The organism is Alteromonas sp. D210916BOD_24, from assembly GCF_047159385.1.
In the GTDB taxonomy this organism is placed as follows: domain Bacteria; phylum Pseudomonadota; class Gammaproteobacteria; order Enterobacterales; family Alteromonadaceae; genus Alteromonas.
In genome coordinates this window covers 2,945,431-2,958,449 of record NZ_AP038333.1, presented here as the reverse complement: position 1 = coordinate 2,958,449, position 13,019 = coordinate 2,945,431, and the positions used below count along the sequence as shown (strand labels likewise).

General features: G+C 42.5%; 12 protein-coding genes. 9 read left to right on the top strand and 3 right to left on the bottom strand.

Annotation, left to right across the window (positions count from 1 at the left end; translation table 11 throughout):
* Entirely contained in the window at window positions 1-1,677 is a 1,677-nt protein-coding gene (locus ACMCM8_RS12915) for a chloride channel protein (RefSeq protein WP_412723027.1), read from the bottom strand.
* A gap of 176 nt (window positions 1,678-1,853) precedes the next feature.
* On the opposite strand from ACMCM8_RS12915, the gene ACMCM8_RS12910 reads away from it, so the two are divergent.
* Complete coding sequence (locus ACMCM8_RS12910) at window positions 1,854-2,561, top strand: DUF6776 family protein (RefSeq protein WP_412723026.1); 708 nt, start codon at window positions 1,854-1,856, stop codon at window positions 2,559-2,561.
* A 10-nt stretch (window positions 2,562-2,571) separates the two neighbouring features.
* Here ACMCM8_RS12910 and ACMCM8_RS12905 read toward each other — a convergent pair whose 3' ends face one another.
* Window positions 2,572-3,816: a putative manganese transporter gene (locus ACMCM8_RS12905; protein ID WP_412723025.1), complete on the bottom strand. Its 1,245-nt coding sequence runs from the start codon at window positions 3,814-3,816 to the stop codon at window positions 2,572-2,574.
* Between the two features lie 97 nt (window positions 3,817-3,913).
* Window positions 3,914-4,363: an azurin gene (gene azu, locus ACMCM8_RS12900; protein ID WP_412723024.1), complete on the bottom strand. Its 450-nt coding sequence runs from the start codon at window positions 4,361-4,363 to the stop codon at window positions 3,914-3,916.
* 215 nt (window positions 4,364-4,578) lie between these two features.
* Between azu and ACMCM8_RS12895 the strand changes: the two genes are divergently transcribed.
* The 8 genes from ACMCM8_RS12895 (at window position 4,579) to ACMCM8_RS12860 (ending at window position 13,018) form a co-directional block, all read left to right on the top strand.
* Window positions 4,579-4,914, top strand: coding sequence for a hypothetical protein (locus tag ACMCM8_RS12895; RefSeq protein ID WP_412723023.1), 336 nt, complete (start codon window positions 4,579-4,581; stop codon window positions 4,912-4,914).
* Between the two features lie 44 nt (window positions 4,915-4,958).
* Window positions 4,959-6,332, top strand: a complete 1,374-nt coding sequence (locus ACMCM8_RS12890; RefSeq protein WP_412723022.1) for a class II fumarate hydratase — start codon at window positions 4,959-4,961, stop codon at window positions 6,330-6,332.
* Window positions 6,333-6,619: 287 nt separating this feature from the next.
* Window positions 6,620-7,378 (top strand): septum site-determining protein MinC, encoded by a 759-nt coding sequence (gene minC, locus ACMCM8_RS12885; RefSeq protein WP_412723021.1) that lies wholly within the window; start codon window positions 6,620-6,622, stop codon window positions 7,376-7,378.
* Window positions 7,379-7,408: 30 nt separating this feature from the next.
* Complete coding sequence (gene minD, locus ACMCM8_RS12880; protein WP_412723020.1) at window positions 7,409-8,218, top strand: septum site-determining protein MinD; 810 nt, start codon at window positions 7,409-7,411, stop codon at window positions 8,216-8,218.
* The gene (gene minE, locus ACMCM8_RS12875; protein WP_412723019.1) at window positions 8,218-8,475 is read left to right on the top strand and encodes a cell division topological specificity factor MinE; all 258 of its coding nucleotides are present in this window, start codon (window positions 8,218-8,220) and stop codon (window positions 8,473-8,475) included. The genes minD and minE overlap by 1 nt, the downstream gene beginning before the upstream one ends.
* Window positions 8,476-8,672: 197 nt before the next feature.
* The gene (locus ACMCM8_RS12870; RefSeq protein ID WP_412723018.1) at window positions 8,673-10,148 is read left to right on the top strand and encodes a sensor histidine kinase; all 1,476 of its coding nucleotides are present in this window, start codon (window positions 8,673-8,675) and stop codon (window positions 10,146-10,148) included.
* On the top strand, window positions 10,138-11,580 hold the full coding sequence (locus ACMCM8_RS12865; RefSeq protein ID WP_412723017.1) for a sigma-54-dependent transcriptional regulator: 1,443 nt from the start codon (window positions 10,138-10,140) through the stop codon (window positions 11,578-11,580). The genes ACMCM8_RS12870 and ACMCM8_RS12865 overlap by 11 nt, the downstream gene beginning before the upstream one ends.
* A 157-nt stretch (window positions 11,581-11,737) precedes the next feature.
* Window positions 11,738-13,018: an oligosaccharide flippase family protein gene (locus ACMCM8_RS12860; protein ID WP_412723016.1), complete on the top strand. Its 1,281-nt coding sequence runs from the start codon at window positions 11,738-11,740 to the stop codon at window positions 13,016-13,018.
* The last annotated feature ends 1 nt before the right edge of the window (window position 13,019 follow it).

The following is a 13,019-nucleotide window of genomic DNA, read 5'->3' as shown; positions in this document are numbered from 1 at the left end:
TTAATAGTGAGCCTTTTGTAAGAAGCTTTGCAAAATATTCCACGTAACAACGCCAACTATATCGTTGAGTTCCTGATCGTATATATAAACCGCCCCTGAGCGCGTATTTTTTAAGTGCTCATAGACTTCATGGAGAGTTGACTGGGCGCTAATTCCCTCCATTTCGAAGTAGTTTAAGGCAGTGGCATCGTGTTCTAAACTGACATTGTACTGGACCAATTTATACTGCACATCTATTTCAAATTTTGATTTTTGAATCACTATTTTGGTGGGGTTCTTCTCAAGGTAATCACTTAACGCTTTGGTAGGAGCATCGTGAAAGAGTTTATATTCTGTATTCATCGCAGCCAATACGCCCGTCTTTTCCAGTGCTTCGCGTATGGAAGAAATGGCGTAGGGAAGGTTCTGATAGTCGAGCTGTCGAATAAAAATGGAACGGTTGCCGAAAAATTGGGTTGAGGTCACGTAGGCCGGAACAATCACCAGCATGGCAGGTAAGATGATTTGCGGGCTGTAAGAGAGTTCCATTACCGCGGAAAGTGCCGCAAGCGGCGCGTGTAATACAGCCGTTAACATACCGGCAATACCCAATAGGGCGAAACTACTGGTGAATTCAGGAACGTTAACAAAATACGCCAATGGAAGCAGCAAAACGGCTCCTGCTAACATACCGATAACCATGACGGGCCCAATAATGCCCCCGGGAATACCTAAGCCGATAGCAAACACTGCAAGTATTACTTTAAATACCAAGGTAGAAACTAATAAGAGGGCACCGGGTGAACTGTCAAACAAGTGTTCTACATCGATAAAATTGGCGCCAAGAGCTTCGGGGATCACCATGCCAATAGTGCCAGTAATAACGGCAGCCAAAATTAATCGCCATACCATTGAAACTGGCCTAAACCACGTCATTACACGCATTAATTGATTGTTAAAAAGTACTGCAAGCATACCAAGAAGAATGCCTAACAACACAAGGTAAAAGTACATCCACTGGCTAAACGCATTAAAAGACAGGAACGACAGTTCATTCACTTCGCCAAACACAATACGCGTTAGCACTGAGCCGCATGCAGCGGCAAGCATTATGGGTACGAATATGTGTATTTTGTATTCCCTAAGTACCACTTCCATCACAAAAATAACCGCGGCAAAAGGCGTATTAAACGATGCAGAAATGCCGGCTGCAATACCACATCCGGCAAGTATACGAATGCTGTTATAAGGAAGTCTGAGCCACTGACCCAGAAAACTACTGCCTGACGCCCCCAAATGTACTGAAGGGCCTTCACGACCTACCACAAATCCTCCAGCTAACGCTGACATACCTCCGAAAAACTGGTTGATTGTGGTTCTGAAAGGTATTTGGCCGTAATAATATTTGACTCGATGGATGACAAAAGGAATACCTAATCGATAGTGTTTGAACCCTGTAAGAAATGCGACCAAGAGGATGATGGTTATACTGACAAATGGCATGATAAGCCAAACCATCCAATCATACTTAAAGTATGATTGCAGCGTTGTAATACCCGTTTCCTGTAACCACTCTACACATAACCTGAATAGAATAATAATAGCGGCTGCGCAGCTACCACCCACAATGCCCAACAAGCACAACTGAATGGAAGTGCGGGGATGAGCTAATTCCTCTCTTAAAGCCTGTAAGTGCATGATGTGATACAGTAGATTTTATGTAATTGAAAGCTTACCACAACCACTTAAATTTCATAATGTTAAGTACGGGTAGGAATACAAGGTTTTTGTCTTTGCTAATACAGGTTATTTCAACGTAGAAAAGTACACCCAATAAAGGCAATAATGAGTTCATCGCTAAAATCGAAGTAATAATGACAATAGATCAATTAAAAGCAACATTGGGCAACTACAAATGGACCCTGCTGGTGGCATTGCTCCTATTAGTAATGATGGGATTTGGCTACAAACTCGCCCAAAATTTTGAATCTGATGCTCGCAAAAAAGTGGCTGCTCAATCAGACACCATCGATATTCTTTCGAAAGAAAATGATCAATTGATTACACAAGTTAATCAGTTAGAAGTTGCACTTGAGTTAGCCATGCTCGAAACTAAAAGTATGACTAAAACCGTTGTAGAACAGCGCAAGGAGCTGGATGCCCAACAGGAATTAATTACTTTCTATGAGCGGGTCATGGCACCGGAAAAGTCTGAAAAAAGTTTTCAGATCGAAGGCGTAGAAGTATTCCACCTTACAGGTAATGACTATCAGTTACGCCTGGTTTTATTGCAATCTCAACAAAATAAAGCCGTGATTAACGGGCGCTTGAATATTGCCGTTAGCGGTAAGCTTGGTAACGAGTTAACAACGCTTACTCACGGAGACCCAGATTTTATAACCGAACCTGTGAAGTATCGTTTTAGATTTTTCCAAGTGGTCAACACGACCTTTTCTCTGCCAGAAGGTATGCAACCAGAAGCCCTGTCATTTAGTACGGCCTATTTTCAATACAAAACCCGAAAGGGCAACTATGAACTTAATATAAATTGGGCTGAAGCACTGTCTACAACAGTAGAATAGGCTCTGTTGGCTATTCAAATAAATACCAATAACCATAGCCAACCAAAAATGCAGGGACAGCAGAATAAACCGTAGCAATAATAGCGGCTTTAGGTGAAAGTGCGATGGCCGGGAATAATGCATCACCATCGTTACTAATGGCGTTACCAAGTTGAGCGGAAAAGGGGATCCCTCCATTGAGGTACAGAGTGGTCACCAAAATTTGGGGCCCACACCCCGGTAAAAAGCCGATAACTATGGCAAGTACAATTAATCCGCTGCCCATTGATTCGAAGCTCGAGGTAAGGTCAAACTCAAACCAGATAGCTGAAAGCTCGAACAAAAGAAAAGCAAACACTACCCAGGCAAGAACGAATTGTGTGTCTAAGGCCGCTTTTGCTTTCCACGTTACAGGAGGAGGCGCTTTATCTTCTTTGGTCAATGAACTATAGCCGAAATCTGTGCCACTGAGAGACCACAGCACAATCGCTACAAAACCGAGCGTTGCTCCGGTAGCGTTGAACCAGGTCTGGCTGAGACCCAAATAGCGGTTAACAGGCACCTGAAATGCAAGCGCGATGGCTATTATTAAAGAGGGTATACTCACGACTAACCAGAAATGTTGTGAAATAGAAACCATACGCTTGGTTAAGGGAGCCCGGGGGGAGATAGGCTGACAATATAGGGAGTCTTTATTCCCATAACGTAGCGCGTGATGGCTGTGAATATAGTTGACAGTGATACCAGTGACGCTACCTACTACCACGCTTATGCCCATCACGGTTAACGCGTCCCAAGGAGCTTGAGCAAGAAGTAAAAATGCGGCATCACCCATGGTACTGGTAAGTACTGCCACCACTGCTCCGAAACTTGTCACTCCCTTAGTGTATTGAGTTACTACGATTATGGCGCCTCCACAGCCCGGTAATGCACCAAGAATGGCGGAGAGGCCTACTTCATAGATGGGGTGTTTACGCATGAAGCTAGCGATGACATGGCTAGGAATTCGCAGCGTAGCGACATAGTAAAGTGCAAGTGAGGCATAAACAAAAGCTGCAACTTGAAAATAGGCATCTGCAAGTACGGTGACTACGGTCGCTCTGGTACTCTCAACACAAAGTAATGCAATTAATAAAAGAGGATAAAGCCACCTAGTACTAGTAAGGCGGTGTGAAAACGATGATAAATAAGCAGTGGAAATTAACTTGTGTTTCGCACTTTTGGGAACAGAGTTCTTATTTAATCTTGGGTTAGATGACGTCGCTGTAGTGTCCACAATCTTCCCTTATGTTCTTCTATCTATTACAGCATCGCTATCAGGTGAACAAAGTGTCAGCACTTTACAACTGACACTTATGCTTTTTTTTCACGAACTAGTCAGACAAGGTGACCGTTCCTTTCATGATCCCTATGTGGCCGGGAAACGAGCAGAAAAATATGTATTCCTCGCTCTTATCTAACCCCTTTACGGAAAACGTTGTAGATGCTTGCTCACCTCCACCGATAATTTGGGTGGCACCAATAATTCGTCTGTCATTAGGTTTCAGATAATTATTGTCTAAGCCTGCACCCATGCCATCTGATGCCACTGCTTGACTGTTTGCTTTGGTCGTCATCACCCAGTTATGCCCCATAGCTTGCTTAGGCAATTGCCCTGTGTGTTCTAAGGTAACGGTAAATTCACTGCAACTTGCGGGAATGATGATATTAGAGGTGTCAAATTGCATTGCATCATTGCTCTTGACGGTTATAGCGCAATCATCCGCAAGCACATTGTTAGCAAACATAAGTACTGCTGCACCACAAAGTAGCTTTTTTAACATGGATCTTATCCTCGTGTTTTTATTTGTCTAAGACACACTAAGGTGACTGAATTGTGTTGTTGAAATACTCACAATTGCTACGGAGTAGAATAACATTGGATTATTGTAAATGCTAACAATTATCATTACTATTTGTTGTAAAGGAATAAGATAGTCTGTATAAACTATGTAGGTATGTAATACAGGGAAGGTCAACACGCCCTAAAGAGTAAGAGATGACTAGCATACGAAATGTGAGTAACGAAGTTCGCTTTGGCAATGACAATGGTAATGTAAATCCCACACTGGTGAGTGATTACCTCAGGGGAGTGAACTGTACCGCTTCGTTGCTTCAGCAAGACAAAGATAAGTTTTCTGTTTACTTTCATGCACTCGAAATCATGGTCAGTAGTATTTGGGATCAAGATGTGGATGTATTGTGGCGCCAGTGTCTTTTTGACAACCTATACATCCCTTTATTGGCTGCGGAACGGCATGCAACAAATCAAAATGATCGAATTGCGCTGGCCAAGCTAAAAATAAACATGCATACACAGACGTTGGCACTGTAGTCGATCTATTCTTAACTAAAGTTATCGTTTTAAGGGCTAAAATTATGACGCAAACACGCATCGAAAAAGACAGCATGGGGGAATTGCAGGTTCCTAAAAACGCCTTATACGGCGCACAAACACAACGTGCAATTCAAAACTTTCCGATGAGTGGTCAGCGTATGCCAGAGTCTTTTATTCGCGCTTTGATCACAGTGAAAAAATCAGCAGCAATGGCAAACATGAAGTTGAAAACGGTGGATGAGGAGCGTGCTCAGGCCATTGTGAATGCATGTGATTCACTACTTTCACTGGATGACGTGATGCAACACTTTCCCGTGGATATATTCCAAACTGGGTCTGGTACAAGTACGAATATGAATGCCAACGAGGTGATTGCCAAGTTAGCTTCTCAAGAGTCTACTCAGTCTGTTCACCCCAATGATCACGTTAATTACGGGCAAAGTTCTAATGATGTTATCCCCACCACCATTCATGTGAGCGCTGCCATTGCACTGAATACGCATCTCATTCCTGCGGTTGATCGTCTTATAGGAATCATCGAAGAAAAGGCTGATGCGGTTTCTGTGTACTGTAAGACTGGACGTACTCATTTGATGGATGCAATGCCCGTCAAAATGGATCAATCACTCAATGCATGGGCGGCTCAGTTAACTCAACAGCGTCAAACGCTCACTGGGCTTCAATCGGCCATTACACAGTTAGCTCAAGGGGGAACCGCGGTAGGGACAGGTATTAATGCCCACCCTGAATTTGCTTCCGCATTTGCTGAAGCGTTAACGGTGCTTACCGATATTCCGTTTACACCTGCAGACAACTTTTTCGCACTAATTAGTTCTCAAGATACCGCCGTGACCCTCTCAGGAGCAATTAAAAGCCTTGCCGTAACTATGATGAAAATTGCCAATGATTTGCGCTGGATGAATTCGGGTCCTCTAGCTGGCTTGGGCGAGATCACGCTACCTGCGTTACAACCTGGCTCTTCCATCATGCCCGGAAAAGTTAACCCAGTCATACCAGAAGCTGTGACCATGGCATGTGCACAGGTCATAGGAAATGACACCGCCATTACCATTGGCGGTCAGTCAGGCAACTTCGAACTTAATGTAATGTTGCCTATGATTGCGACAAACTTGCTGTCCAGCCTGAATTTAATGGCAAACAGTGCCACATTATTGGGTGAGCAAGCGATTAAAGGTTTTACCGTAAACCAGCAGAATCTGGAAGCGGCACTTTATCGGAATCCAGTGCTCGTCACGGCATTAAATACTGTCATTGGTTATGCAAAAGCAGCGGAAATTGCGAAAAAGGCCTATCAGGAAAACAAACCCGTATTGGATGTGGCCGAAGCCATGACCGATATTCCACGGGAGGAATTGGCTGCGTTACTCGACCCCAAAAAACTCACCTCGAATTAAAATGTGGCAATAGGGCGCATTTTCGCCATGCAAAGTGGGTTAAAACAATGTCCGTGTATGGCGCGTTATCATTCGCAAGATGAGAATTAATCCTTTAGTTCTCATCCGCTTGGTGAAAAAAGCAGCGATTGCTAGTGTGTGAGGACTTTTCATCTTCTTTCTGCGCCCTTTATAGTTGCTGTACAGAAGAATTTTGATACAGTGACGTCATAATATAGCTATAGACAACAGCGCTAATAGGTTTCACTTAAAACAATCCCTCGGTGAAGCCTTTTTGGGAAGAAACAATGACAGAATCTTGCTTTCGCATGAAGGGCACTACACTGACGAGTATTGTGCTTGAGGTAGTAGCGTTTGACCCGGATGAGTTTGAGTCACAACTAACGCAAAAAATAGCGAGTGCACCACAGTTTTTCACTCGTTCTTCGCTAATTTTACATTTAGTTAAACCACTGAGTGCCACGGAGTTTGAGATACTTGTGGCATTGTGTCGTCGCTTACAACTTCAACCTATGGCAGTAAAAGGTGAGGTAGGCGAGCTTAAGACGGTTATTAATGATTTGGGGCTTGCTGATGTTAGTCAAAGTAAGTTTTCCGATAGCTCCCTTAAAACACACAGGAACCAAGAAAGTGACAGTGGAACTAGCCCTGCAGAAGATGCCCAAACAAAGACAGAAGACAAAGTGGTTGTGCAGCCTGTAGCGACCCCTGCAATAAAACCAGCCAAAGTGATAACCCGACCAGTGCGCTCAGGTCAGCAAGTCTATGCAGAAGGCAGTGATTTAGTCGTGACCGCGTCGGTAAGTGAAGGTGCAGAGCTTTTGGCTGATGGCAATATTCATGTTTATGGCACTTTGCGAGGACGCGCTCTTGCAGGCGTGAAAGGCAATGCAGGGGCGCGGGTGTTTTGCCAGTCTCTTGATGCTGAACTCGTTTCAATTGCAGGGCAATTTATCATGCATGAGTCGGTAAAAGGCGCGTGTTGGAAAAAACCAGCCCAAATATATTTAGAAGAAGAAGCTTTACGTATAGAGCCTTTGGCTTGACACTCTGTACGCACAAATAGGAAAGAATAGATGGCAAAGATTATCGTAGTAACCTCGGGAAAAGGTGGTGTGGGGAAAACCACATCGAGTGCAGCAATCAGTACGGGGCTAGCGTTAGCCGGTCATAAAACCGTGGTAATCGATTTTGATGTGGGCTTGCGCAATCTCGACCTTATTATGGGTTGTGAACGACGTGTGGTGTACGACTTCGTCAACGTCATTAACAAGGAAGCTTCGCTTAAGCAAGCGCTAATTAAAGACAAACGAACTGACAATCTGTTTATATTACCCGCTTCGCAAACCCGTGATAAAGATGCACTGACGGTTGAAGGTGTACAAGCGGTATTAGATGAACTTAAAAAAGACTTTGAATTTATCATTTGCGATTCCCCAGCAGGGATTGAGCAGGGTGCACAAATGGCACTTTATTTCGCCGATGAAGCTATTGTAGTAACAAATCCTGAAGTGTCATCAGTAAGAGATTCAGATCGCATTTTGGGTATTCTGCAAAGTAAATCAATGCGTGCTGAACAAGGCCATTCTGTGAAAGAACACCTTCTGTTGACCCGCTACAATCCTTCGCGAGTGGAAAGTGCAGAAATGCTAAGCGTGGCGGATGTAGAAGAAATCCTTGCGATCCCCTTATTAGGTGTTATCCCTGAATCTGAAGCGGTGCTAAAAGCGTCGAACCAAGGGCAACCTGTTATCCTTGATGAAGAAGCTAATGCCGGCCAGGCTTATGCTGATGCAGTCAAACGTTTACTGGGTGAAAAAGTGGAACACCGCTTTTTAGAAGCAGAGAAAAAAGGGTTCTTTAAGCGCCTGCTAGGAGGGAAGTAATGGGCATTTTTGACTTACTTAAAAAGAAGCAAAAGCCAAGTACCGCCGCGGTAGCTAAAGAGCGACTGCAAATAATTGTTGCTCATGAGCGTAAGAAGCGCACTGAGCCCGACTATTTACCTATGATGCAACAGGAAATTATTCAGGTTATTCGCAAGTATGTGCCTATTGCTGATGATCAGGTTTCAGTTCAGCTAGATAACAACGACGATTGTAGTGTTTTAGAGCTCAACGTAACGCTGCCAGATAGACAATAATATCAATACATTAAATATCTATTTTAGGGGGGCACAATGAAATGTGTCCTACCTCTATAAAATAATTAATATGGTGATGTTATCTATATACCTATGGGGAATGTACATTTATTCATTCTAATCTAGAATTTAAATAGGGCTTCTTTTGTACATTAATTGGGTACAGGTGCTTGTTTAAAATATAGAAGGAAGCATAAATGAAGCAGAACTTATCTGAAGAGATTGAAAATCTTAAGCGTCGACTTATCAGAGAGAAGAAAGCGCGCAAATCTGCAGAGAAGATGTTAGATGAGTATGCTCAAAAAACCTTTCTAGCCAACGAGGAATTACGCACAGCTGTTGCACAGGTAGAGCTAAAGCAACGTGAAATAGAGTTTTTCGTTAAATCCACTGAAGAATCTACCAGTGCCGAAAGTCATTTGACGCTGGTTGAAACGCTGTTAGAGCTGTGTGCAACCTTTACACATGCTAAATTCGCTGCCAGTTTTTATACAAAGAACGGTGTAATTTGCGAACCTCCAAGTGTTATTTGTAACCACTGTGATGCGATTAAAGCAAATGATATTGCATCTTACTTACCCTTAGAAGCAGACTCATTACTCCCTTTTTGGTGCGTTCAAGAAATTGAACTTCCAGAAAAAAACGGGCTTTCTACCTGGCTTGTGTATTCCAATTTCCATTATATTGATGACATGGAAGGTTGGTTAACGATGTTAATCGAATCACCGTCTATTGATGAGGGAAAACTGTACCTGTTAGATGCACATATTGCTCAGCTACGGCATAGCCTACAAAAAATCAACCAAGACGCAAAAAGAAAAAATGAAACTGAGGAGATAATCGGTCTAAAAGGCGAGTTATCAGATGCAAGGAAGCAACTCACTATTGCCGATAGGATGTCGTCCATAGGTATTCTAGCAAGTGGTGTAGCGCATGAGATAAATAACCCTCTCGCCTTTATATCAGCTAATAATAGATACTTGATGCAGGTTCTTTTGCCAGCCATTGCTTCCTTAAGAGAATTAGCATCTGATATTGAAGAAAGTGAAGTGTCAGCAAGGATTCGAGATAACAATCTCGTCAAGTTAGAAGAAACAATCGCGGAAGTATTGCAAGATAATGTGGATGGCTTAGATAGGCTAGGAAAAATCAGTGAAAGTTTGCGTACTTTTGTGCATTCGAATACGGAAGAGTGCAAGTTAGCTGACTTAAATAAAGTAGTGAAAGACGTGATTAAAATGGCGTCATACAGTAAACACAACAGGCAGGATATCCAAATAACCTTACTTGACGAACCTTTAAACGTGAGTGTAAACCCTGGTGAAATAGAGCAGGTACTGTTGAATATCGTTATTAATGCACTACACGCTACAGAAAATAGTGGGGGGGTAAAAATAAGCCTACTCGAATATGAAGGTTATTGTGGTATAGAAGTAAAAGACGAAGGTACAGGGATCAGCGAGGAAAATATGGAAAAAATATTTTCCCCATTTTTCACTACTAAAGAAGTCGGAGAAGGTACGGGGTTGGGACTCGCCATCTCCAAAAATATCATTGAAGCTCACGATGGTATATTGAAGGTAGAATCTACAATTAATATAGGTACAAGCTTTACTATTCTTCTTCCCAAAGCGAAAACCGAAAGTGTGGTTAAGGTAAGTGATGACAGATAAATTAGACATATTGTTAGTCGATGATGAAGTTGCAGTGCAAAGGGCGTTAAAGCGCACCCTTGAATGTTTGTTGTCAGCGAATATCGAAACTGCCAGCAGTGGGACTGAAGGACTTGAGATATGTCATAAAAAAACCTTCGATATTGTCATCAGTGATTTATCAATGCCGGGTATGAGTGGCATTGAATTTTTAGAAAAACTGATGCAAATAGCGCCTGAAACCATTCGCATAATGCTTACTGCACATGGCGATGCAGAGCATATACTTGAAGCAATTAATGAAGCGAAAGTATGGAGTTATCTTACAAAGCCATGGGATGACAGACGCCTTCAATTAGTCATAGGACAAGCTGTAAAAATGCGTAGTGCTTTAGTAGAGCGCACTATGCTAAAAACCGCATTAGTAAAAGCGGAATCAAGAAGAAAACGGACGATAGAGGGGTTTATTGGCGAGTCGAAGGCGCTTAGAAATGCGTATTCAATTATTGAAAAGGCAGCGCCTAGTAATGCGTCAGTATTTATTACTGGAGAGAGTGGCGTAGGTAAGGAAGTGGCCGCGCAAGCCATCCATAATCTGAGTAAGCGTAAACTCGATAATTTTGTGGCACTTAACTGCGCAGCTATTCCTTCTGAACTGATGGAGTCTGAAATTTTTGGCCATGTAAAAGGGGCATTCTCCGGTGCTGTAACAAATCGGGATGGTGCAGCGACCCAGGCCGACAATGGCACTTTGTTTCTTGATGAGTTGGGCGAAATGGATATGTCGCTTCAAGCAAAAATATTACGCTTTATTCAAACTGGAACATTTCAACGAGTTGGATCAGGTAAATTAGAAAAAGTTAATGTTCGATTTATAGCTGCAACCAATAGAGAGCCGTTAAAAGCTATTGCGGATGGCCACTTACGTGAAGATTTATTTTATCGATTAAACGTTATTGCACTGCATTTGCCGCCGTTAAGAGAACGGGGCGACGATGTATTACTTCTTGCCAATCACTTTTTACATTGTTTTATGGCTGAAGAAAGCAAAGTGTTTTCAGGCTTTTCCGAGGATGCCAAAATATTACTGCGTAAGTTTTCTTGGCCGGGTAACGTACGTCAACTACAAAACCTTATTCATAGCTGTGTAGTGATGAATGAAGGGCCGCTATTAACAGCCTCGATGTTGTCTTCTCAACTGCCTACTGCACAAGAGAGTATTGTGCCAATTGTCCCTCAATCTGCAGATATTGCACTGGATGATCAAGCAGTGAGCATCCATACAGATTTATCAGTTCCACTGCAAGACGAAGGCGATATTCGCACATTGGCAGATATTGAAAGAAAGGCCATTCAAGATGCCATTGCGTTTTATGAGGATAACGTCGTTAAAGCCGCAAATGCACTTGGCGTAAGTCCTTCAACCTTGTATCGCAAAATACAACAGTGGTAATTGCAAATTGCAAATTGCGAAATCAAAATGGGAATTTACCTACTTTTGTTTTTGAAGGTGATTATTTAAATCATTGATTTTTATTGAAAATAAAGTTATTTAATAATTGGAACGATTGTTGAAATAGTGATTTCATCTTTAATTCAAGGTGAATACCATGGCATCAATGCGTTCCTTTTCTCAATTATGCAAACGTATATTTCCTGCTAACGGGTTTGTTCAAAATACGTCGTGGTTATTAGGCGCTGAAATAGTTGCCAAAGTTTCTCGCCTTTTCACTATTGTCGCACTTTCCTCCCAGTTGTCTAAAGCCACTTTTGGCATTGTTATGTTGGCATTGGCGTGCCATGAAATCATTCGCACTATAATGCGCTGCGGTGCTGGTGCTCAGATAGTTCAGTGTGCTAACGACAAGCTTCAAGTGTTTGCCGAGACAGCGAAAGCCCTTCAGTGGATGCTCGCAGTTTTCCTTTTTTTACTGCAATTTATTGTTGCCATGGCGGTCGGGCATTTGTATGACAACGATGAACTGACCCAACTCGTTCAGGTAATGGCTTTTACTTATCTTCTGTTTCCTATCGTTAGTTTGAATGTTTTTCTGATCCAGCGAGAGGGGCAATTTAAGTTTTTAAGTATTCGCAATGCACTTTGTATTATTGCTGAAAATATTATTACCGGGTTACTCGTTTTTTCTCCGATTGGCATTTGGGCCGTAGTAGTTGGGAAGTTTATATTTGCGTTGTTATGGGTGGGATTCTTTTTTCGTTCACCTGTTCAACAATTTAAAACAAAAATTGATGTTGCTTCACTTAAATACTTAGTCCTTACCTCGGTTCAACTGTTTGTGACGGAGTTATTGAAAGCGAGCCGCCAACACGCAGACCTATTTATAGCTGGTAAGCTATTTACACCGGAAGTTACAGGTGTTTATGCCTTTGCCAGAAGTGCAGGTATTGGTTTAAGTCAGTCACTCAGTACGGCATTTTCTGGCGCGCTATATCCTCACCTATGTAAGTTGTTCAGAGAGAAAAAGGCCCCGCTAATTTCTCCTAAATTAGTATTGGCTACGTGTGCAGTAGGCTCTGTCTTCATCATTCAGGGGATTGCAGCCCCTATCTATGTACCACTATTTTTCGATGCACAATGGCTACATGCAATCCCTATTATTTTTATCCTTTGCTGTTGTGCCGTGCCCTTCTTATTACTTGAAGTTCAATCCACGGTTTTACGTGCGCAGGGGTTGTTTAAGCATGAAAGCTATTTGCGTTTACTCGCGCTGGTTGTTGCTGCCGTCATGCTATTGATAACGTTGCCATCTTCACCTTATTTACTTGCCAGCACATTGCTCGCGAGCAGCGTCTTAACTGTCTTTATTTCAATGCTATATCAATTCAAACCTTGGTTGCATTTACGCCAAATTAAATTTCGTCATCTGTGAG

Bases quoted from the DNA above. Each gene is read 5' to 3' on its own strand.
- ACMCM8_RS12915 (WP_412723027.1), bottom strand. From the start codon at position 1,677: ATGCACTTACAGGCTTTAAGAGAGGAATTAGCTCATCCCCGCACTTCC.
- ACMCM8_RS12910 (WP_412723026.1), top strand. From the start codon at position 1,854: ATGACAATAGATCAATTAAAAGCAACATTGGGCAACTACAAATGGACC.
- azu (WP_412723024.1), bottom strand. From the start codon at position 4,363: ATGTTAAAAAAGCTACTTTGTGGTGCAGCAGTACTTATGTTTGCTAAC.
- ACMCM8_RS12895 (WP_412723023.1), top strand. From the start codon at position 4,579: ATGACTAGCATACGAAATGTGAGTAACGAAGTTCGCTTTGGCAATGAC.
- ACMCM8_RS12890 (WP_412723022.1), top strand. From the start codon at position 4,959: ATGACGCAAACACGCATCGAAAAAGACAGCATGGGGGAATTGCAGGTT.
- minC (WP_412723021.1), top strand. From the start codon at position 6,620: ATGACAGAATCTTGCTTTCGCATGAAGGGCACTACACTGACGAGTATT.
- minD (WP_412723020.1), top strand. From the start codon at position 7,409: ATGGCAAAGATTATCGTAGTAACCTCGGGAAAAGGTGGTGTGGGGAAA.
- minE (WP_412723019.1), top strand. From the start codon at position 8,218: ATGGGCATTTTTGACTTACTTAAAAAGAAGCAAAAGCCAAGTACCGCC.
- ACMCM8_RS12870 (WP_412723018.1), top strand. From the start codon at position 8,673: ATGAAGCAGAACTTATCTGAAGAGATTGAAAATCTTAAGCGTCGACTT.
- ACMCM8_RS12865 (WP_412723017.1), top strand. From the start codon at position 10,138: ATGACAGATAAATTAGACATATTGTTAGTCGATGATGAAGTTGCAGTG.
- ACMCM8_RS12860 (WP_412723016.1), top strand. From the start codon at position 11,738: ATGGCATCAATGCGTTCCTTTTCTCAATTATGCAAACGTATATTTCCT.